Origin of the sequence: Synechocystis sp. FACHB-908 (assembly GCF_014698595.1) — a bacterium.
GTDB lineage: Bacteria > Cyanobacteriota > Cyanobacteriia > Cyanobacteriales > Microcystaceae > Synechocystis.
This window is the reverse complement of sequence record NZ_JACJTH010000033.1, coordinates 59,333-81,650: the sequence shown is the minus strand read 5'-3', so window position 1 is coordinate 81,650 and position 22,318 is coordinate 59,333. Positions and strand designations below refer to the sequence as shown.

Annotated in this window: 12 protein-coding genes; 9 read left to right on the top strand and 3 right to left on the bottom strand. The window is 51.0% G+C overall.

All coding sequences use genetic code 11. From position 1 onward, the window contains the following. The 3 genes from H6G46_RS11520 to H6G46_RS11510 form a co-directional block, all read left to right on the top strand. A partial coding sequence (locus tag H6G46_RS11520; RefSeq protein WP_190759859.1) for a DUF4114 domain-containing protein occupies window positions 1-6,195 on the top strand: 6,195 nt, incomplete at its 5' end. Window positions 6,196-6,439: 244 nt separating this feature from the next. Then, on the top strand, window positions 6,440-9,691 hold the full coding sequence (locus H6G46_RS11515) for an efflux RND transporter permease subunit (RefSeq protein ID WP_010873317.1): 3,252 nt from the start codon (window positions 6,440-6,442) through the stop codon (window positions 9,689-9,691). 100 nt (window positions 9,692-9,791) lie between these two features. Next, complete coding sequence (locus H6G46_RS11510) at window positions 9,792-11,156, top strand: NAD-dependent succinate-semialdehyde dehydrogenase (RefSeq protein ID WP_010873318.1); 1,365 nt, start codon at window positions 9,792-9,794, stop codon at window positions 11,154-11,156. 171 nt (window positions 11,157-11,327) lie between these two features. Here H6G46_RS11510 and H6G46_RS11505 read toward each other — a convergent pair whose 3' ends face one another. The 3 genes from H6G46_RS11505 to H6G46_RS11495 form a co-directional block, all read right to left on the bottom strand. Further along, window positions 11,328-12,620 carry a PAS domain-containing sensor histidine kinase gene (locus H6G46_RS11505; protein ID WP_190595414.1) on the bottom strand — a complete coding sequence of 431 codons (1,293 nt, stop codon included), beginning with the start codon at window positions 12,618-12,620 and terminating at the stop codon, window positions 11,328-11,330. A gap of 138 nt (window positions 12,621-12,758) precedes the next feature. Beyond that, entirely contained in the window at window positions 12,759-13,739 is a 981-nt protein-coding gene (gene accD / locus H6G46_RS11500) for an acetyl-CoA carboxylase, carboxyltransferase subunit beta (RefSeq protein ID WP_010873320.1), read from the bottom strand. Window positions 13,740-13,852: 113 nt separating this feature from the next. After that, window positions 13,853-15,298 carry a circularly permuted type 2 ATP-grasp protein gene (locus tag H6G46_RS11495; RefSeq protein WP_010873321.1) on the bottom strand — a complete coding sequence of 482 codons (1,446 nt, stop codon included), beginning with the start codon at window positions 15,296-15,298 and terminating at the stop codon, window positions 13,853-13,855. A gap of 279 nt (window positions 15,299-15,577) precedes the next feature. On the opposite strand from H6G46_RS11495, the gene H6G46_RS11490 reads away from it, so the two are divergent. The 6 genes from H6G46_RS11490 to tmk all read left to right on the top strand — a co-directional run bounded on the left by H6G46_RS11490 (window position 15,578) and on the right by tmk (window position 22,261). Beyond that, window positions 15,578-15,958, top strand: coding sequence for a hypothetical protein (locus tag H6G46_RS11490; protein WP_010873322.1), 381 nt, complete (start codon window positions 15,578-15,580; stop codon window positions 15,956-15,958). 90 nt (window positions 15,959-16,048) lie between these two features. After that, window positions 16,049-17,554, top strand: coding sequence for an AAA family ATPase (locus H6G46_RS11485; protein WP_010873323.1), 1,506 nt, complete (start codon window positions 16,049-16,051; stop codon window positions 17,552-17,554). A gap of 132 nt (window positions 17,555-17,686) precedes the next feature. Then, entirely contained in the window at window positions 17,687-18,037 is a 351-nt protein-coding gene (locus H6G46_RS11480) for a DUF1257 domain-containing protein (protein WP_010873324.1), read from the top strand. Window positions 18,038-18,218: 181 nt separating this feature from the next. Then, a complete protein-coding gene (locus tag H6G46_RS11475) occupies window positions 18,219-19,448 on the top strand; it encodes a hypothetical protein (protein ID WP_010873325.1) in 1,230 nt (409 codons plus the stop codon). Window positions 19,449-19,490: 42 nt separating this feature from the next. Then, window positions 19,491-21,605 carry a penicillin acylase family protein gene (locus H6G46_RS11470; RefSeq protein WP_010873326.1) on the top strand — a complete coding sequence of 705 codons (2,115 nt, stop codon included), beginning with the start codon at window positions 19,491-19,493 and terminating at the stop codon, window positions 21,603-21,605. Window positions 21,606-21,622: 17 nt separating this feature from the next. Further along, complete coding sequence (tmk, locus tag H6G46_RS11465) at window positions 21,623-22,261, top strand: dTMP kinase (protein WP_020862197.1); 639 nt, start codon at window positions 21,623-21,625, stop codon at window positions 22,259-22,261. Window positions 22,262-22,318 lie beyond the last annotated feature (57 nt).

Sequence of the window (22,318 nt, the reverse complement as noted above, 5' to 3'; positions counted from 1 at the left end):
ACTGTCACCATTGATGGCAATACCTACACCGCCACCGTTACTGGTAATGCTTGGACATTCAATATCCCTGTCGCAGACATTGCCAACTTTGAAGCGACTGAAGAAGTCGTAGCCACTGTCAGTGACCTAGCCGGGAATCCCGCTACCCCCGCTACTCGCAACATCACTGTTGATACCACTGCTCCGACTGTCACCATCAATGCCATTGCGGTTGATGACATCATCAATGCCGTGGAAGCAGGTAGTCCTGTTGCAGTCAGTGGCACCACGACTGGTGTTGAAGATGGTCAAGTCGTCACTGTCACCATTGATGGCAATACCTACACCGCCACCGTTACTGGTAATGCTTGGACATTCAATATCCCTGTCGCAGACATTGCCAACTTTGAAGCGACTGAAGAAGTCGTAGCTACTGTCAGTGATCTCGCTGGGAATCCCGCTACCCCTGCTACTCGCAACATCACTGTTGATACGGTTGCACCAGCGGTTAATGAGCTTGACATCACTGACAACACCGATACCGGCGCAGATGACTTGATTACTAGCAATGGCAATCCTGTCCTCACCTTCACGGGTGAACCTGGACTCACCATCACCCTTACCGGTCCGGATGGTGCACTGGCTCCATCTGCTGCCTACACCGTCGCAGAGACACCCAGTGCGAATGGATCTACCTACACTGTCATCCTGCTGGATGCAATTCCCAATGGAGAGCCAGATCCCTTTGGTGATTTTGCGAATGGTGTAGCAACCAATAATCCAGACAACACTGGCGACGGCACCTACACCATCGTTGCAACCGATGCTGCCGGTAACAGTGTTGAAGTTGATGAGTTTGTCATTGACACCACTCCTCCCAACATTGCTATCACCGCTATCACAAACGACAGTGGCACCCCCGGCGACTTCATTACCAACGATCAAACCCTGATCTATAGCGGGACAACCGATGCCAATGCCACGGTGACAGTAACCCTCACCGACAGCAGCAACAACCCTGTCTTCACAGCCACCACCACCGCAGATGCCAATGGCAACTGGTCGCTAGACCGCACTGCCAACGAAACCTTAGCCGGAGGCACTTACACCCTCACGGCCAGCACAACGGATCTGGCTGGCAACACAACCACCGATACTCAAGCCATTCGCATTGAAACCAATGCACCAGGCATTGCCATCGCCAGCATCAGCACTGACAGCGGCATCCCCGGCGACTTTGTCACCAACGACCAAACCCTAGTCATTGCTGGAACCTGGACCAACCTGGATACCAACACCTTGGCAGTGACCTTTAACGGCACGACCTATACCTTTGGGGAAAATCCTCAGCTAACAGTCAGTGGCAACAACTGGACCCTAGACCTCAGCGGTATCACCACCCCTCCAGGGGATTACGTCATCACTGCTGTCACCACTGACTTAGCTAACAACACCAGCCAAGCCACTCAAAACGTCACGATCGACACCACAGCACCCAATGCCAGCATCACACTGACATCCAACATCACAGCAGATGATGTCATCAATGCCGTCGAAGCCGGTCAGCTCATTCCGATCACCGGCACCGTCGGTGGCAACGTCAGAGCCGGTGACATTGTCACCCTCGCGATCGGTGGTCAAACCTTCACAGGAGCAGTCGCCAATGGTGGTACCTTCAGCATCGATGTTCCAGGTAGCGCCTTAGTCGCTGACCCTGACCGCACCATTCAGGCCAGCGTCACCACCACCGACCTAGCCGGTAACAGCACCACTGCTACCGACACGGAGAGTTATACCGTAGATACAACAGTGCCCGGAGCACCGATTGTCACGATTACGGAAGACGTCAACAATGACGGGCTAATTAGTGTCGGGGAATTGAGTGGGTTAGTGGATGTATCTATAGCTATACCAGGTGGTGTGGTAGCAGGGGATATCCTGACTATCAGCGATGGCACCACTCCCCAAACCATCGTCTTAACCGCCGCCCAAATCAACGCCGGAGTAGTAACCACCCAGGTAGCAGTACCCAACCCAGGTACTACTTTAACGGTGACCGCCTTTGTTACAGATATTGCCGGTAACCAAGGTACCAGTGGCCGTGATAGTGCCGTATTAGATACCACCGCTCCCGGAGCACCCACCGTAACGATTACGGAAGATACCAATAATGACGGCTTCATAAGTGCAGGGGAATTGAATGGCCTAGTAGATGTATCGATCGCCTTGCCCACTGGGTTAGTTGCTGGGGACACCCTGACCATTAGCGATGGCACCACTCCCCAGACCATTGTCCTCACCACCGCCCAAATCACCGCCGGAGTAGTAACCACCCAGGTAGCAGTACCCAACCCAGGTACTACTTTAACGGTGACCGCCTTTGTTACAGATATTGCCGGTAACCAAGGTCCCAGTGGCCGTGATAGTGCCGTATTAGATACCACCGCCCCCGAAGCACCGGTGGTCACGATCGCCGAAGATGCCAATAATGATGGCTTAATCAGTGCTGGGGAATTGAATGGCTTAGTAGATGTATTGATCGCCTTGCCCACTGGGTTAGTTGCTGGGGACACTCTGACCATTAGCGATGGCACCACTCCCCAAACCATCGTCTTAACCGCCGCCCAAATCAACGCCGGAGTAGTAACCACCCAGGTAGCAGTACCCGCCGAAGGTGCCACTTTAACGGTGAGTGCATTCATAACGGATAATACTGGGAACCAAGGTCCTGATGGCAGCGATAGTGCCGTATTAAACACCACAGCGCCTAATGCCGGCCCCCTGGACATCACTGACGCAACTGATACCGGCGCCGATGACTTGTTGAGCAGTAATGGTAACCCCGAACTGACTTTCACTGGTGAACCAGGATTAGAGATTGAGTTGCTTGGGCCTGATGGTAACCCTGTTGATCCCGATGCCTATGAAGTGGTAGAAACCCCCGGTGCCAACCCTGGTGACCCTTCCACCTACACAATCAAATTAATTGACGCTGATCCATCTGACCCAGATAGCGATCCGTTTGGAGACTTCTTCAATGGAGTTGTCACAGGGAACCCTGCCAACACTGGGGATGGAACCTACACCATCACAGCAACGGATAATGCAGGCAATACCAACGATGTAGGTCAATTTGAAATTGATACGACTTCTCCCGGTACTCCCAACAATGGCAATTCTCCTTTCAGTCCCCTGGACATCACTGACCCAACTGATACCGGTGCCGATGACTTGTTGAGTAGTGATGGTAACCCCGAACTGACTTTCACTGGTGAACCAGGATTAGAGATTGAGTTGCTTGGGTCTGATGGTAATTCTGTTGACCCCGATGCCTATGAAGTGCTAGAAACCCCCGGTGTAAACCCTGGTGACCCTTCCACCTACACAATCAAGTTAATTGACGCTGACCCATCTGACCCAGATAGCGATCCGTTTGGAGACTTCTTCAATGGCTCCCCCACAGGTAATGGGGCCAATACCGGCGATGGCATTTACACCATCACAGCAACGGATAATGCAGGTAATACCAACGATGTAGGTCAATTTGAAATTGATACGACTTCTCCCGGTACTCCCAACAATGGCAATTCTCCTTTCAGCCCCCTAGACATCACTGACGCAACTGATACCGGCGCCGATGACTTGTTGAGCGGTAATGGCAACCCCGAACTGACCTTTAGCGGTGAGTCAGGATTAGAGATTGAGTTGCTTGGGCCTGACGGTAATCCCGTCGATCCCGATGCCTATGAAGTGGTGGAAACTCCCGGTGCCAACCCTGGTGACCCTTCCACGTACACAATCAAATTAGTTGACGCTGACCCTGACCCATCTGACCCGGATAGCGATCCGTTTGGAGACTTCTTCAATGGAGTTGTCACAGGGAACCCTGCCAACACTGGGGATGGAACCTACACCATCACAGCAACGGATAATGCAGGCAATACCAACGATGTAGGCCAATTTGAAATTAAGACTAGTTCTCTAATTTCTATCAACGATGATCGGGGTACCGTTGTCATTGGCGATCTGGGTTTTGGCTCCATCAATGTCGATGTCTTAGCCAACGATCAGGGCTTGGGCATTCAGATCACCAACCTGACCCAACCTCTTAAAGGTACGGCGGTGCTGCGGGATAATGGCACCCCCAATAATTTCAGTGACGATTTCTTGACCTATCACATCCATGAAGAGTTATTGGATTTACGTTCAGCCACAGGGCCTGTACGCATAGATATCAGTGATATTTTCAGCAGTGCGAGCTACAACAATTCCGTCGGCTTCTATCAAGTTTTGGATCATTTTGGCACCATTCTTGATCCGGCTTCTGGGCGACTTTTAACCCCGGCAGATCTGGAATACAGAAATGTGGCCCTGGCCAGCGCCATTCCTGGGCTACAAATCAGTAAGGATAATCCAGTTCAGTCCATTGAACTACCTGGAGGCGGCATCTATGCTCCGTTCCTAACGTCTGACCAGGGTAACGGGCAAGTGAATCACTTCTTCGCCCTCATTGATGCCAATCCAGGTCAAGTGGACTATGTTCGTTTTGCCAATGGCACCTATAGCTTTGAAGATAGTGCCTTTGGCGATCGAGATTTCAATGATCTGCGATTTGCGGTCAATATTTTGCCCCAGGGAGGTTTCGTTCCCCCAGCCATTGGCCTCACCGCTAACGCGGGAGTTTTCACCGCCAATGGGCTCGTTGATCAATTTACCTACACCATCACCGATGTTAATGGGGATAATCGGACCGCTAGCGTTGCCATTGACAATCAGGAACATCTCAAATTCACCCTGCTGGGAGTGGACGGAGATTTCAAAAATGAGGTGGCTATTTTCAGGGTGGACGATCGCCAGGGAACTATCAATGGCATTGCCCCAGGACAAGCAGGCTATCTGGAAGCGGCCTTAAGCAATAGCCAGGTGATATTTACCGGTATCAGTGGACAGACTCAGCTTTTCGGTGAATCCCTGACCCGGACTATGGAAGAATTCAAAGTTAGTGATAGTTTTGGTTTCCTGTTAATCCAGAATAATTCCCTGGATATGGTGCTCAGAGAGCAGGCCGCCGGGGCCATATCCACTCCGGTTTTCTTCAGTCAGGCGATCGCCAATGGCAATCAAATCCAACAAATCCCGAGTAATGATGGTCAGGGGATAGTTGTTGCTTGGGAAGATATTGCCCAGGGAGGAGACGGGGACTTTAATGACTTTATCTTCCGGGTGGCAATGACAGACCAACCGGCTCCCTTGGGGACGCTCTACCAAGGGCAAGCTCAACAGGAGATCTTCGCTAATACGAGCAATCAAAACGTTCAAATCGGGGTTCAGATCGCCAGTGACTCTGCCTATGACAATACTGTTGGTTTCTACCTGGTTCAAAATGCCCAGGGCACGGTGCTGGATTACACCACCGGTCAACTGGTCAACCCCGGTGATGCCAACTATGCTGAAGTGGCGGTGCGGCAACGTCTTGCCCTTGGTTCCAACGGCCAACCCATTGGGGGGGAAATTCGCCCAGGGCAAATTATTGCTCCCTTCCTGATTTCCAATGGCACCGAAAATCAATTCCTGACGGTTAATCCTGTCAACCAGGCGATCGCCGCTGGCCCCGTTGCCTTCTTTAGCTACATCAATGCCAACCCCGATGGACTGGATCATTTCCGGTTACTGGCGGATAACACCTTTGGGGTGGAAGACATGTTAGGAGGAGGAGACTTTGACTACAACGACGTGGTCATTAAGTTGGATCAGAATCCTGTTAATCGGGAATTATTGGACCTGCGTTCCCTCAGTGGCTCCGTAAATCTTGGCATCAACGAAATCACCGGTGATGCTTCCTTTGGGCTCTCCGTTGGTTTTTATCGGGTGGAAAATCAGTTTGGTGCCATTGCGGACCCCCTGACGGGCCAACTGCTAAACCCTGGTGATGGCAACTATCAAGCCGTGGCGCTGCAAAATACTGCCGCCCAATTTACTGTTACCCCCAGTACCACGACCCAGGCATTGGAGCTAACCGGGGGGAGCTTGTTTGCTCCTTACCTCACCGTCAGTCAGTCCGACGGCAATGTCTTTAATTACTTCTCCTATCTGGGGGCTAACCCTGATCAGGCAGATCACATTCGGGTTTTGGGGGATACCTTCCAATTTGAGGATGGCTTCTGGGGGGGAGATATGGACTTTAATGACCTCCAGTTCCGGATTAACATCCAATAGGGGCGCTGATCAGGGTAAAAAGTGGCTCTGGATTTCCCCCGCCGGTGGGTCTAGGGCAGGGCAAATTTAAAGAAACTCTGGGGATTGGCTCCATTCCCCAGAAAAACCTTTAAGATGGGTGGGATCTTTGCACTCTGGACATTCCCGCCCCCGGCGATCGCCATGGGTAGGGGAAGCTTTTTTCCCCTGTTGCCGTCAATGGATTCCGTGAGTCCGGTTTACCTTTCCGCCGTCCCCCAGGTTTATGTTGCTGAGTATCTCCAACGTTTTCATCAAAAACCCCGTGCTGACTACGGTGTGCACCATCGTGATCATCCTCCTCGGGGCGATCGCCTTACCCCTCCTGCCCCTGGCCAAACTTCCAGACATGGCCCCCAAACAGGTGCAGGTAACCACCAACTATGTGGGCTCCGATGCCCAAACTGCAGTGGATAATGTCACCACTGTGCTAGAGCGGCAGATTAACGGTACGGAGCAAGTCATTTATATGAACTCCACCACCGACAACACTGGCACTAGCACCATCAACGTCTATTTCCCGGTGGAAATGGACCGCAACATTGCCCAGGTACTCGTCCAAAATAACGTGGCGATCGCCGCTTCCAGTTTGCCGGAAGTTGTCAACCGCCAGGGGGTAACGACCCAGACCCAATCCCCCTCTGTCACCATTGCCTATGGGGTTTACTCAGAAAACGATGACCAGGGCAAACCGATCTATGACGACATCTTTGTCAGTAACTTTGTTGACCGGGTGTTGCTGGATGAAATTAAACGGATTGACGGGGTGGGTTCGGCCATTTTAATTGGGGCTTCTGAATATGCCATGCGTTTTTGGCTAGACCCCGATGCCTTGGCCGCTAGGGACTTAACCGCGGCCGATGTTACCAACGCCATTCGGAGCCAAAACATTCAAGTGGGGGTAGGGGGGGTTAACCTGCCGCCGGTCACTGATCAACAACGTTTCCAAATTAATGCCCGGGCCCTGAGTCGCTTTACCACCCCGGAAGAAGCGGAACAAATTGTCGTCAAAGTGGGGGATGATGGTACTCTCATTCGTATTAAAGATGTGGGGAGGGCCACCATTGGTACCCAAAACTATATTCAAACTGCCCTGTTCAATAACGCCCCGGCAGTGGCATTTGTTATCTATCAACTGCCCGGTACCAATGCCCTAGACACGGCCAACATGGTCAAGGAAAAAATGGCGGAGTTACGGCCCCTATTTCCCCCTGGTCTAAATGCAGAGGTAGCTTTGGATAACACCCTGTTTGTGACGGCATCTTTGGAAGAAGCGGCCCTGACCCTAATTGAAGCCATTTTGCTGGTAATTTTAGTGATTTTTATCTTCCTACAAAATTGGCGTACTACCCTAATCCCAGCCCTGGCCATTCCCGTATCTTTGATTGGGGCCATGGCCTTTGCCCTAGCTTTTGGTTTTAGCTTGAACCAGTTGACCCTGTTTGGGGTAATTCTGGCCACTGGTCTCGTGGTGGATGACGGTATTTTGGTGGTGGAGGCGATCGAGGTAAAACTGGATCAAGGCATGAAGCCATTCCAGGCCGCCCTAGATGCCATGGGGGAACTAACGGGAGCCGTAATTTCCACCTCTTTGGTGTTGATGGCTGTGTTCATCCCTGTGACATTCTTCCCAGGTACTACGGGGATTGTTTATAAGCAATTTGCTGTAATTATGGCTTCGGCGGTAGCGGTATCTACTTTTAATGCCATCAGTTTTTCCCCTAGTATGTCCGCCATTTTAATGCGGCCCAAAAAAGAGGTCCATGGCCCCCTCGCTTGGTTTTTCAATCTTTTTAACCGCACCTTTGACTGGTTAAAGGAACGCTACGGCAATATTATCACGGCAATTTTAAAGGTCAGACTGCTGGCTATTCCCATTTTTATTGGCAGTTTAATCCTCACAGTAATTGTCTATAACATCACCCCCACTGGGTTTATTCCCGAAGAAGATCAGGGGTATTTTTTCATGTTGGGCAACTCCCCCGCCGGTGTGTCTATTGAGTACACTAAAGATGTGATTTCCCAAGCAACGGAAATTGTCTCCGCTCGCCCAGAGGTGGAACATGTGCTGGGTATGGGGGGCTTTAGCTTTTTAGGCAATGACAGTAGTAAATCCCTCTTTTTCGTCAAGCTGAAAAATTGGGACGAACGCCCCGGGCAAAAGGGGTCTGTGTTCGGTCTGTTGGCAGAAATTAACCGAGAGTTAGCTCAAAAAATTCCCGATGCCCAGGTGTTTGCCGTTAATGCTCCCCCGGTGGACGGCCTTAGTAGCACAGGGGGTCTGGATTTTTACATCCAAAACCGGGGTGGTATGCCCCTGGAAAATTTCTTGGACTATGTCCAGCAATATATGGAAAAGCTGCGCCAGGAACCGGCTCTCAATCCCCGTACGGTTTTTACCCAATTTACCTTTAATGCTCCCTTGTTAGAAATTGGGGTGGATCGGGAAAAGGCCAATGCCCAAAATGTTGATATTTCGGAGGTGTTCAACACCATTGGTATTTACATGGGGTCTAGCTATATCAACCAATTTGTGATGGAAAGCCGGCTTTATCAGGTGTATGCCATGGCCGATGGGCAATTCCGTTCTAATCCCCGGGATATTGGTCGCCTTTATGTCCGTTCCCGCACTGGGGCTTTAGTTCAGCTCAGCAATTTAATTGATGTTAAACAAACCACCTATCCCCCGATTCTGACCAATTTCAATATTTATCCGGCGGTGGATGTCCAGGCTTCTCCGGCGGCGGGCTACAGTACGGGGCAAGCCATGGCAACCATGGAAAGGTTGTCTAAGGAGATGTTCCCCGATTCCATTGGTTATGCCTGGTATGGTACGGGCTATGAAGAATTGCAATCGGCGGGGGCGGCTCCGATCATTTTTGGTTTAGCCTTCATCATGGTGTTCCTGGTACTCTCAGCCCAGTACGAAAGTTACGTGGATCCCGCCATTATCATGATGACTGTTCCCCTAGCTATTCTCGGGGCGATCGGGGCGATTTTACTGCGGGCCAACTTTATGGTAGCCACCAACATGGTTTGGCCCACGGTAAACAACAATGTTTACGCCCAGGTAGCCTTGGTTATGTTAATTGGTCTAGCTAGTAAAAACGCCATTTTGATTGTGGAATTTGGTAATCAGGCTATGGATTTGGGCATGAAAATTCCCCAGGCGGCGGCTTTTGCGGCCAAGGAAAGGATGCGACCGATTCTGATGACCGCCATTTCCGGGCTGGTGGGTTTTTGGCCCTTGGTAATTGCTTCTGGGGCGGGGGCGATGAGCCGCTGGTCCTTGGGAACGGCTATTTTTGGTGGTTATCTAATTTCCACCATTCTTAGTTTGTTCCTAGTGCCGGTGCTCTATACCCTTGTCAAAGAGGCTGAGGCTCGCTTTTTGAAGGGGGAGAAAGGGGAAGGTGATTCTAATCCACCCCCTCCCTCCGGGGAAGATAATGGGGAGCCTGTTAATAACCCCAGCTAGCAAGATTGGGGGCCAGCAACCTAGACTAGAAAGTGAAGCCAATGGCTTTGGGGCAACTTAAACTCTGGAATTTTCCAGCTTGAGGGGGAGGCATTAACCCATGGCGATCGCCACTATTAATCCGGCCACGGGCCAAACGGTGCAGACTTTCATCGCCCATAGTCAGGTGGAAGTTAATGCCAAGTTGGATTTGGCCCAGGAAACATTCCAAAGTTTTCGCCATTTACCTTTTGCTCAACGGGGGCAATGGTTAAGAAAGGCGGCGGATATCCTCGAACAACGGCGGGATGAATGGGCCGCCCTGATGACCCTGGAAATGGGCAAATCGATCCCACAGGCGATCGCCGAAGTGAATAAATGTGCCCTGGTCTGTCGTTTTTATGCGGACAAAGCCGAGGAATACTTAGCCGATGAAGTGGTGACCACCGATGCTAGCCAGAGTTTCATTGCTTACCAGCCCCTGGGGGTAATTTTGGCGGTGATGCCCTGGAATTTCCCCTTTTGGCAGGTGTTTCGTTTTGCGGCCCCAGCTCTGATGGCCGGTAATGTGGGTCTGCTCAAACACGCTTCCAATGTGCCCCAATGTGCGTTGGCGATCGCCGAAATTTTCCAAACCGCCGGGTTTCCCGAAGGAGCGTTTCAAACCCTATTGATTGGAGGCAAAGTGGCCAGTGAGTTGATGGCCGACGACCGCATCCAAGCAGGAACTTTAACCGGTAGTGAACCCGCTGGAGCTAGTTTCGCCAGCGCCGCCGCAGGGCAAATTAAAAAAACCGTGTTGGAATTGGGCGGTTCCGATCCCTTCATCGTCCTCGAAGATGCGGATTTAGACCAAGCCCTAAAAGTAGCTGTGCCAGCCCGGATGCAAAACAACGGCCAATCTTGCATTGCCGCTAAAAGATTCATTGTCCAAGCCAGTGTTGCTGAGGAATTTTTCCAACGTTTAACCAAAGCATTCCAAGCTCTTAAAGTAGGAGATCCCAGCCTCTCAACCACCGATATTGGGCCCCTAGCTACCCCTGATATTTTGGCGGACATTGTTGCGCAAGTAGAACAAACCATTGCTGCTGGAGCCCACTGTCGTTGTGGCGGCCAAGCCCTAGACCAACCGGGAAATTACTATCCTCCCACCCTGCTCACCGACGTTCCCCCCAACGCCCCTACCTACCGTCAGGAATTTTTTGGCCCCGTGGCCCTCGGATTTACTGTCGATAATTTAGAGGAGGCGATCGCCTTGGCCAATGACATTCCCTTTGGGTTGGGGGCCAGTGCATGGACAACTAACCCGGAAAATCAACAAAAACTAATCCGGGGCATAGAAGCCGGGGCTGTATTCATTAACGGTATGACTAAATCTGACCCCCGCATTCCCTTTGGAGGCATCAAGCGCTCTGGCTTTGGGCGGGAACTTGGCCGCATGGGCATTTTAGAATTTGTCAATGCTAAAACCGTTTGGATTGCTTAGTCCGCCACCATTTTAAAATTATCGCTCTTCTATTCAGTGTAGGCGGTAAAGTCTATGGGAACTTCCAGTTTAAGGGCTGTCCCGTTAAATATGGCTTCGAGTTTTTGAAGCATAATTTTCTAACGTCTGTGGATTTTTTTAAGCATAGCTTGACCTTCTGTTGGTCGAATTCTAGGGATTTTCATCCATATTCGGTTCATAGGGCAGCTCAATGGTGAACATTGCTCCCCCAGTTTCATGGTTAGCTGCGGTTAAATTTCCCCTGTGGGCCAGGACAATTTCCTTGGCGATCGCCAAACCCAGGCCACTGCCATGGCGTTGACTATCGGGATGTAGGCGAGCACGGGAACTATCACCCCGATAAAGTCGCTCAAAAATGTAGGGTAAATCCCTTGGTTGAAATCCTAGGCCTTGATCCCTAATAATCATGGTGATCCCTTCTGTGCCTTGATGACCCTGCACAAAAATAGTCCCTTCCGGTGGGCTATATTTCAGCGTATTGTCCAAAATATTCATCAATACCTGCATCAGACGATCGCCATCCCCCTCTAGGTTCAACTTGGTTGGCCCTTGGTAATCCAGGGTGATATTTTTTACCACGGCGATCGGGGTTAATCGCTCCCAGGTAATGGCGAGTAAATGGCGTAAATTAATCGGTTCTGGCTCGAGGTAAAGATTGGGATTAGCGGTTATTTGGGTTAAATGGAGCCAACTTTCCACCAAATTCTGCAAACGAGAAATCTCCTTCAACAACCGTTCGGCCCAGTCCCCATCTTCAGCGGGCAGTCGAGCCTGTAAACGTTCCGCAATCAAAGCCACCGCTGTTAAAGGGGTTCGTAACTCGTGGGCCAGATCGGAAGAAGCTTGATCCCTACCCTGGCGCAGGGCCGCTAAAGTTTGGCGATTTTCCACAAATACAGCCACTTTGCCTTCTTTGAGGGGAAATCCCGATCCCCTGAGAAGAATCGACTCTGGTGTTAGTGGGCGGTGATTGCCCCAACCTTCCATGGCGGCGGTGAGGGGAGGAAAAAATGACCATTCCCGAGTCTGGTTAGTTTGGGTTTGCCGGGTACACTCAATTAATTGATCCAATTCGTAGGAGCGAATAAACTCCAAAAAAAGCCTGCGTTCCCCCGGTTGCCAATAACGGATATGTAGCAAACTTTCAGCCGCAGGATTACACCATTCCAAATTATTTTCCTGATCGATTAATAAATAACCGAGGGGAGAAAGGGACATTACTCCCCGCCAATGGGCAATGGTATCTAGATATTCCGCACAGAGATCATTTAAGTGATTAATTTCTCGCCGCACCAGGGACACAAGGGACAGGGAATGGGAAACTTCCTGGGTATCCGGCAGCCCAGTGAGCAATTTTTTAATTTTATTATTGAGCCGAAACCGTTCGATCGCCCCGATGCCAAAACCAATTGCCCCGCCGATCGCCAATGTAATTATTTCCATGTTCTAGCAGTTGCCTAGTCCGGAGCAGCATTTTTTCCACCAGCGATGATAGCAATTATCATCAAGTACAGCTAATAGCTAATGCGAACCCATTGAATTCTAGTCTTTTTAAGCTGAATCGCCATCAGTAGATACTTTTTAACCATCTTGATTGACGGAAATTTGATTATCCACCGCCAGGGCCGTATGGCTGAGCACTAACTCTGGGTTCACCTGATTGGAGTCAGCATTGAGGGGGGGCAAAATGGGATAAAAGGGTTGATGTAGGCTAATCAACTGAGCCAAAGTCCTTTTCAGTTGGGGACGGGGCACAATGGCATCGACAAAACCGTGGTGTAGTAAATATTCGGAAGTTTGAAAATCGTCGGGTAACTTTTCCCGCAATGTTTGCTCAATCACTCGCCGCCCCGCAAAACCGATGGTGGCTTTGGGTTCCGCTAAAATCAAATCCCCCAACATGGCAAAGCTGGCAGTCACCCCGCCAGTGGTGGGATGGGTGAGCACAGGGATGTAAAGTAACTTTTGCTCCCGATGGTTTTGCAAAGCTCCAGAAATTTTGGCCATTTGCATTAGGCTCAGCATGCCTTCCTGCATTCTGGCTCCACCGGAGGCACAAATAATTACCACGGGCAATCTTTCCAAAGTGGCGTACTCAATTAGGCGGCATAGTTTTTCCCCTACCACGGAGCCCATACTACCGCCCATAAACCGGAAATCCATTACCCCCAAGGCGATCGGTAGACCGTCAAGGCGACCGTGGCCAGTTTGCACTGCGTCCGTCAAATCTGTTGCTTTTTGGGTATCGCGGATGCGGTCTTTATAGGATTTGCGGTCTTTAAATTTGAGGGGATCGGTGGGCCGCAAATGTTCATTGATGGGTTGCCAGGTCTTGGCGTCAATCAACTGGCGAATCCGCTCGTCACTGTCCACCCGGAGATGGTGCCCACATTCGACACACACCATCCAATTGCCCTGCAGATCCTTGGTGTAGGTCAACACACCGCAGGCCGGGCACTTAGTCCAGAGACCATCGGCCACCTCCCTTTCCTGGGGGGATTGGGGCTGGAGCACTGGGGGCTCAGCTTTTTCACGGTTGGCAAACCAATCAAATAGAGACATATTTGTTCGGGGACAGTGGCGATCGCCGGGGTAATCCAGAATACATTCGCCATTCTACCAAGATCGTTGACCCCGCTTTGGCGATCGCCGGGTTGTCAGGGCTACAAAAGCCATTATTGCGTGGAACCTTGCAACACCCAGGTATCCTTACTGCCGCCGCCCTGGGAAGAGTTGACCACCAAGGAACCTTTGCGGAGGGCAACCCTAGTCAAGCCACCGGGATGGACATAAATTTCATCGCCCCGGTTAAGGATATAGGGACGGAGATCCACATGACGACCCTCCACCTGATCGCCGATCAAAGTGGGTACTCGGGAAAGATTTAGCACCGGTTGGGCAATGTAGTTACGGGGATTATGGCGAATGCGTTCGGCAAACTGGGCCCTTTCCTGGGGGCTGGCACTGGGGCCCATCAACATACCGTATCCCCCAGCTTCGTTGGCGGATTTGACCACCAATTCCGCCAGATGATCCAGCACATAATTTCTATCTTCTTCTCGCCAGCAAAGATAAGTGGGCACATTGGCCAAGAGGGGTTCTTCCTTGAGATAGTAATTAATCATCTCTGGCACATAGGCATAGATGACCTTATCATCCGCCACGCCCGTGCCGGGAGCATTGGCCAGGGCCACCCGCCCTTGGCGATACACTTCCATCAACCCTGGTACTCCCAGAAGGGAGTCTGGCCGAAACACCTCTGGGTCAATGAAATCATCATCCAGACGGCGATAGACCACATCCACCCGTTGTAAACCCTTGGTGGTACGCATTTGTAGATAGCCATCGGCCACCACTAAATCCCGACCTTCCACCAACTCCACCCCCATTTGTTGAGCCAGGAAGGAATGCTCAAAGTAAGCAGAATTATTAATACCAGGGGTTAACACCACCACCACCGGGGCGGCTAAGTGGGGCGGAGCCAGGTTCAGCAAAGTTTCCAGTAATTGGCTGGGGTAACTGTCCACCGGTTGGATGGGAATAGTTTGGAACATATCGGGAAAAGTGCTTTTCATTACCCGCCGATTTTCCAAGACGTAGGAAATGCCGGAGGGCACCCGCAGGTTATCTTCCAGCACAAACCATTTACCTGCGCCATCCCGCACTAAATCAGTGCCAGTGATATGACACCACACTCCGGCGGGGGGCTTGATACCAATGCAGGGCTTCAGAAAACCACTGGCGGATTCAACAATGTCCAGGGGCACAATGCCGTCTTTAACAATATTTTGGGGGCCGTAAATGTCGGTCAAAAAACAGTTCAGAGCTTTGATGCGCTGTTTCAAACCTTTTTCGAGCGATCGCCATTCGGCTTCGGCAATGATGCGGGGAATAATATCTACGGGGAAAATACGCTCCACTCCCTGGTCATCGTTGTAAACCCGAAAAGTGACCCCTAGGTTAAAAAGGGCAATTTGGGCCGTTTCGTGGTGTTGCCTGAGAATTTCCGGCGATAACTGCCCCATCCAGTCGATGAGGGGAGCCGCCTGGGGTCGGGGTTGTCCTGGGGCGAAAAAAAGTTCGTCGTAGAAATTGCCTGGGTCGTAGCTCTGAAGTTGCATGGTTCCCCATCGATGGTGGTCTAGGCTTGGGCCATGGTGCCATTGGTGATCAGTTTTTGGCTATTTGCAGAGTGAAAGTGTTTTGCCAACTCCAGTCGCTAACCCTTGGCCACGGTCCCATTATTCAGCTTGGAAGGAAACGGGGGCAGCGGTTGTAATTGAAGCGACAATTTCCTGGGTAATTTGGCTTTTGTAACAAAATATTACAAAAATGCAGGCATAGTGGCTTAATGGCTTGACAGGATAGTGGCGCGTGATTAAATTGGGGTACTATACCCGATGGGTAACCTAATCATTAGTGATATGCAGGACAAGCAAAAGGTCACACTTTATATGCCGCCGGGCATCCATCGGCAACTCCGAATTCGCTCAGCCATTGACGCTGAATCTATGTCGGCGATCGTAGAACGGGCCATTGATTTTTACCTCAAGCACCCGGACAAGGTCGAAGCCGAAGAAAAGTCCGCCTATGGCAAAACCCATCAAGTACATATCTGCCCCGAATGCGACGCTGCCATGGTGATGCGGGACGGACAGATGATGTCCCTGAAGGATCAGCCCAGTGTCCTGAACGACAACGAAGAGTCTTCCCTACCTCTGGTGGAGGATGCTCCGGCAACCGCCGATGTTGATGGGGAAAAGATGCTGATTCCCTGCTAAGTCGACCAACATTTCAGTTGGCCCTAGGCAAAATCATTCACATCGATTTCCTGTTCATTCCTTTCCTTCCCTCAATTTTTGGTCGAACCCATGCAAGAAGAGCTGAGTGTACTGCTGAAAGCTCAATACCCCCTGATTTATCTCGTTACTTCTGAGGAAGAACGGGCTGAGCAAGCGGTGTACCGCATCGTTCAGGAGGTCACCCGGCACCAGCGGCTATTTGTTTGGACTGTGACCCATGGCTTCCGGGAATACGGCGTTGCCCAACAGAAAACCCACCACAATACCATCTCCCCTGAGGCGGCGATTGAGTGGGTGGTGCGCCAGGAACCGGGCATTTTCATTTTCAAAGACCTCCATCCTTTCATCTCGTCTCCGGCGGTGACCCGGTGGTTACGGGAGGCGATCGCCAGCTTTAAGGGCACAGAAAAGGCGATCATACTCATGTCTCCCTACCAGGAAACCCCCATTGAACTGGAAAAGGATGTGGTGGTGTTGGATTTTGCCCTGCCCGATTTGGTTACCCTCGATGGGGTGCTGGGGCAACAGTTGGGTAAGTCTCGCCATGCCCTGGGAGAAGATTCCCGGGAAAAACTCCTTAAGGCAGCCCTGGGATTAACCAAAGATGAGGCGGAAAAAGTCTACCGCAAAGCCTACGTCAAAGCAGGCCAGTTAACCGAAGGGGAGGTGGAAATTGTCCTCTCCGAGAAAAAGCAGTTAATCCGCCGCAACGGCATCCTTGATTACATTGAGGAGGATGAAACCATCCGGGCCGTAGGGGGATTGGAGGAACTGAAAAAATGGTTAACCCAACGCTCCGACGCTTTTACGGAAAGGGCCCGGGAGTACGGTTTGCCCCAACCCAAGGGCATGCTGATCCTGGGGGTGCCCGGTTGCGGTAAATCCCTCATTGCCAAAACCACTTCCCGGCTTTGGGGTTTGCCCCTCCTACGCCTGGATATGGGGCGGGTCTACGACGGTTCCATGGTGGGGCGATCGGAAGCTAATCTCCGCAACGCCTTGAAAACCGCCGAGTCCATTTCTCCAGCTATTTTGTTCATTGATGAATTGGACAAAGCCTTTGCCGGGGGAGCCGGTTCCGGGGATTCCGACGGCGGTACCTCCAGCCGCATCTTTGGTAGTTTCCTCACCTGGATGCAGGAAAAAACTTCCCCTGTATTCGTTATGGCTACGGCCAACCGGGTCGATCGCCTGCCAGGGGAATTTCTCCGCAAGGGACGGTTTGATGAGATTTTTTTCGTTGACCTACCTTCTTCCGAAGAGCGGGAAGCCATTTTCCGCATTCACCTCCATAAACGGCGCAAAGACACTTCCCGTTTTGACCTGGGGGAATTGGCCCGCACCTCCGACGGTTTTTCCGGAGCAGAGATTGAGCAGGCGATCGTAGCGGCTATGTACGAAGCCTTTGCCCAAGAAAGAGAATTTAACCAGCTCGACATTATCGCAGCGATCAAATCGACGTTGCCCCTGTCGCGCACTATGGTAGAGCAGGTCACCGCGCTTCGTGACTGGGCCCGACAAAGGGCTCGGCCTGCCTCCGCTTCTGTGGCTGAATATCAGCGACTGGAGTTCTAACAAGCTTTCTCCTGTTCCCGCAGGAGCAAAGACTAACCGTTGGGTTAGTAGTTTAAGATAAGCCGTTTTGATGGCGGCATTTCCCACTTCTCAATTGTTGTTGTTGACTTTTTTCTCTGGAGGAAATCCACCATGTCTCATTTCAGCACTCTCCGTACTAAGATCACGAACGCTGAAGTTTTAACATCTTCCCTCAATGACCTCGGTATCACCACCAAGACCGAAGCTGATGTGCGGGGCTACAATGGCCAACGCATCCGGGCTGACATTGTAGCCGTTTTGGATGGTGACTACGATTTAGGCTGGTCCCGCAACAGTGATGGTTCCTTCGACTTGATCGCTGATCTTTGGGGTGTGGCTAAAAAGCATAATCAGACTGAGTTGATCAATTCCATCAACCAGAAGTATGCCGTTAACCAAACCTTGGCCGAGGTAAAACAACGGGGCTTACAAAACGCCAACGTGAAGTTAGTCGTCCACTAAACTGCATCCCTTTGTTTCTGCAAAACGATTAGGATTTTTGGTGCGTTCCCAAGCCTCTTCTGGTAGCTGTCTTGATTGCAGGACGGCTGCTTTTTTCTGTCCATATTCCGTTAAGCTTGGGTATGGGCTGGTTCCATTGTCTTATTGATTAAGACGGTTTTTTGGTCTTTTTTTTGCTCCCATGTCTATTCCCCCTAGTGCTCTGGCTGATGTAGCCCACTATCTTGAAGAACAGGATGAGGGGCAAAGGATAAAAAAGTTACTCTTTTGTTTGTCGAAAAAATACTGGGAAAATGATCCCAATGTGCTCGACAGTAATGGTTTGGACGCCCTACTAATGGAGTTGGTAGTACAAAAACCAACGATCGAACAATTTACCTTTTCCCTCTATAAGCTAGTCAAAACCCTCAACCGCCCTAAGGTTTATGCGGCGGTGGCTAAAACCATACTGGACCAGTTGGGGCCAATTTATACGGCCTATGGAAAAACAGCTATACCAGAAGATGTTAAGGGCGAGGATGGGGCGATCGCCGCGATGCCCATGGAAACTGAAACCCCAGCTCCCATACATAGGGTGGTGGATCCCCAATACGTGGCCACCCAAGTGGCTCACATTCTGGTGCAGCATCGGGAACAAGCCCGTATTCAAAAGTTAATTTTTGCTGTGGCCCGGGGTTATTGGGAAAACAATCTCCAGGCGATCGAACAGGTGGGGCTAGCCAACTTATTGTTGGAGTTGCGGCAACGTTATCCTACCCCTGGTCAGTTACAGGAAGGCTTTAGTCAGATTGTCAACAACATCAACAAAACTACTTTCTATCTGGCGATCGCCAGGTTAATTCTGGAGCAAATGCAGGGCTTGTATGACAGTGGCCCTGGGTCGGAAGAACAATCGTCGCCATCCCACCAGGCAACCCAAGCAAATTTGATGGCGTCTGACTCTCCTAGCCCGGCGGAAAGCCAACTCAAATCCCTGGCCACATCCATCGTTGATTTTGACGCGTTGCCCATTCCCGCTCCTCCCCCCAGGCCCCGCCCAAGTGAACCAATTCTGACGGTGTTGGGGGCGGTGGTCCCCTCTCCTCCGGGTACCCCCCTCCAAGCCCACACTGAGAAGAAGGAATACAACCTGTTTGAGATCCGCTCAGAGATTATGCAATATACCAATCCCTTGCGGGCAAAAGTTTTACTTTTTTCGGTGTTGTTCCAAAGTTGGGACGAACATAACCCAGACTGGAGTTTAGTGCGTAGTTATGCCCTAGATGACCTAGTAGAGCAACTTATCCTGAGTCGTAGGCGGCCCAACGAGGTGGAAATTAAGCTCAATGCCTTGGCGAACCAAATGTTTGACCAGGAGGAATATCAACAAACCGCCCAAACTCTGATCAAAATTATTAAACCCCTATTGTAGTTTCGTTTAGAATTGAACCGCCAACGGAGATTTTCAGGACCAATGCTGGTGCAAATACGGGGTAAATTACGGCGGGGCGTAGGACTGGTATTACTATTCGTTCTCACAGTGGGGTTGGGCATTGGTAACCCAGTGTGGGCCAATGGTAAAACGGAAATTTTTTGGGATAGCTGGGGAGTACCCCATATTTTTGCTGCCAATGAAACCAAGTTAATGGAGGCTTTTGGTTGGGCCCAGGCCCGGGGCCACGGAGATTTACTCCTCACCTTGTATGGGGAAGCAAGGGGCAAAGGAGCGGAATATTGGGGCATTGATTACCTTGACAATGATCAGTATGTCCATACGATGAATATCCCTCGGCGATCGGAGGTGTGGTTAAATGCCCAAACCCCAGCCATGCGCCGTGATCTGGAAAGTTTTGCCCAGGGTATCAATAATTATTTCCAACAACATCCCGATTTCAGTCAGCCCAGTTTGCGCCAGGTATTGCCCATCACAGCCCAGGATGTGGTGGCCCATGTACAGAGATTATTACTGTTTGAGTTTGTTACTAATCCCCAAGCCGTTGCTAGCCTCGCAGGACAAATACCAGAAGCTAACGTACCCATTGCCTCCAATGCCTGGGCGATCGCCCCTAAGCAAACTGAATCAGGCCATGGGCTATTACTAATCAATCCCCATTTACCCTGGGGGGGGCAATTTCGTTTAACGGAGGCCCAATTGGTGGCCCCTGGCATGGATCTGACCGGGGCGGCCTTTGTGGGAACTCCTGTGCCGGCCATGGGTTTTAACAATGATTTGGGCTGGAGCTTAACAGTCAATTATCCCCATAACGTGGGCAAATATGCCCTTACTTTGGCAGAAGGGGGCTATGAATGGGACGGGGAAGTTAAATCCTTCGATCGCCGTAATAATCAAGTCAAAATTCTCCAGGGCAATGGCAGTTACCAAACTTTGCAATGGGAAGCCCTAGAAAGTGTGACGGGCATTGTGGTGGCCCAGCGGGGAGGCAATGCTTACACCCTCAAAATTCCTGGTTTGGACCGCAGTGGGGCCATCAGTCAGTTTTTGCACATGGGTAAAGCCAAAACCCTAGAACAGTTTGAAGCGGCTTGGCAAAAGCAACAAATTCCCATGTTCAATGTGCTCTACAGCGATCGCCAGGGCAATATTTTTTATCTATACAATACTTTGACCCCTATCAGGGAAGGCAGTTGGCAAGATTGGGACCGTCTGCAGCCGATTAACCGCAGTGCCGATTTAAACTCTGATTACTACATCTATGAACAATTGCCCAAGCTAACGAACCCCGCCAGTGGTTGGCTCCAAAACAGCAATGATCCCCCCTGGACCAGCACCTTTCCCCCGGAGTTGGATGCGGCGGATTATCCTCCCAGTCTGGCCGCGCCGGATCTAAGCTTTGCTCCTTCTTTGCTGCGTACCCAACGGTCAATTAAATTGCTGAAAAATAACTCTTCCCTAACTTTTGAGCAGTTTAAGCAAAAAGTCTTTGACAGCCAGATGGAATTAGGCGATCGCATTGTGCCTCTACTGGTGTCGGCCGCTAAAGTCTTGGCTAACCCCATTGGTATTGAAGCGGCGGAAGTGCTCCAGGCCTGGGACAAACAGGCTAACCCCGATAGTAGGGGAGCGGTATTGTTTATGCTCTGGGCCCTGACCATTGGCGCAGATAAAGTTTTGGGCGGTCAATGGAATCCCGCTGACCCCCTCAATACCCCCAGCGGCATGGCGGACATTAACAAGTTCATGGCGGTGCTGGAAGGGGTGGCGGCCCAGGTGAAATTTCTCTACGATGATTTGGCGATCAGTTGGGGAGAAGTAGTGCAAATGCAGGTCGGGAATTTTACTGCTCCTGCCAACGGTGCTCCCAGTAACCTAGGCAGTTTTCGGGTCTTGGCCCTCAGCACCATTGCCAACCAAAGATTTCAAGCAGTGGCCGGAGATAGTTACCTGAGCTTAGTGGAATTTGCCGATCGCCCCCGGGGCCAGAGTATTTTGGTCTATGGCAATGCCAGCCAGCCCGATTCCCCCCATAACGGTGACCAGTTGGAACTTTACAGTAAAAATCAACTGCGACCGGTGTGGCGATCGCCAAGGGAAATCAAGGCCCATCTGGAAAAGGAAGAAATTCTCTAAAACTGGGAAAAACAATCATGGCGGCATTATTTATTGTGCTAGAAGGCATTGACGGGTCAGGGAAAACCACCCAAGGGGATCTCCTGTTGGCCCATTTTCAGCGCCAAGGCCTGGCCGCAGTGCTTAGCCCGGAACCCACCAATGGCCCCGTGGGCCGCTTAATTCGCCAAGCTTTACAGGGAGATTTATTTACCTACAACGATGCCCGACAATTTGAAGCCCAGATGGGTTATTTATTCGCTGCCGATCGCCATTACCATCTCTACCATCCAGGGGATGGAGTGGAGGCAAAATTAGCCCAACAATGCCACGTAATCACCACCCGCTACTATTTTTCTTCTCTCGCCTATAATTGCCACACAGAGGCCGACTGGGAATTTGTTCAACGCTTAAATCAATCTTTTCCCCAGCCTGACTGGGTAATTTACCTAGACCTCCCGGTGGATTTGGCCCTACAACGCCTTGGCGATCGCCAGCAACTGGAGGACCAAGCCCCGAGGGAATGTTACGAACAACGGGAAAAGCTAATCAGTGTCCACCGCAATTACGACAGAATTTTTGCCCATTACCAGGGCCAACTTTGTCGCCTGGATGCCAGCCTGCCGGTGGAGCAACTACACCAAGCCATTATCACCAAAGTTGAGGAAATGCTGTGAGTAGATTTTGCCCTCGGTTCCGGTTATGGGGACGGCTAGTGCCGGGAGTAATCCTCG

Coding starts and splice junctions, on each gene's coding strand:
- H6G46_RS11515 (WP_010873317.1), top strand. CDS start 6,440: ATGTTGCTGAGTATCTCCAACGTTTTCATCAAAAACCCCGTGCTGACT.
- H6G46_RS11510 (WP_010873318.1), top strand. CDS start 9,792: ATGGCGATCGCCACTATTAATCCGGCCACGGGCCAAACGGTGCAGACT.
- H6G46_RS11505 (WP_190595414.1), bottom strand. CDS start 12,620: ATGGAAATAATTACATTGGCGATCGGCGGGGCAATTGGTTTTGGCATC.
- accD (WP_010873320.1), bottom strand. CDS start 13,739: ATGTCTCTATTTGATTGGTTTGCCAACCGTGAAAAAGCTGAGCCCCCA.
- H6G46_RS11495 (WP_010873321.1), bottom strand. CDS start 15,298: ATGCAACTTCAGAGCTACGACCCAGGCAATTTCTACGACGAACTTTTT.
- H6G46_RS11490 (WP_010873322.1), top strand. CDS start 15,578: ATGGGTAACCTAATCATTAGTGATATGCAGGACAAGCAAAAGGTCACA.
- H6G46_RS11485 (WP_010873323.1), top strand. CDS start 16,049: ATGCAAGAAGAGCTGAGTGTACTGCTGAAAGCTCAATACCCCCTGATT.
- H6G46_RS11480 (WP_010873324.1), top strand. CDS start 17,687: ATGTCTCATTTCAGCACTCTCCGTACTAAGATCACGAACGCTGAAGTT.
- H6G46_RS11475 (WP_010873325.1), top strand. CDS start 18,219: ATGTCTATTCCCCCTAGTGCTCTGGCTGATGTAGCCCACTATCTTGAA.
- H6G46_RS11470 (WP_010873326.1), top strand. CDS start 19,491: ATGCTGGTGCAAATACGGGGTAAATTACGGCGGGGCGTAGGACTGGTA.
- tmk (WP_020862197.1), top strand. CDS start 21,623: ATGGCGGCATTATTTATTGTGCTAGAAGGCATTGACGGGTCAGGGAAA.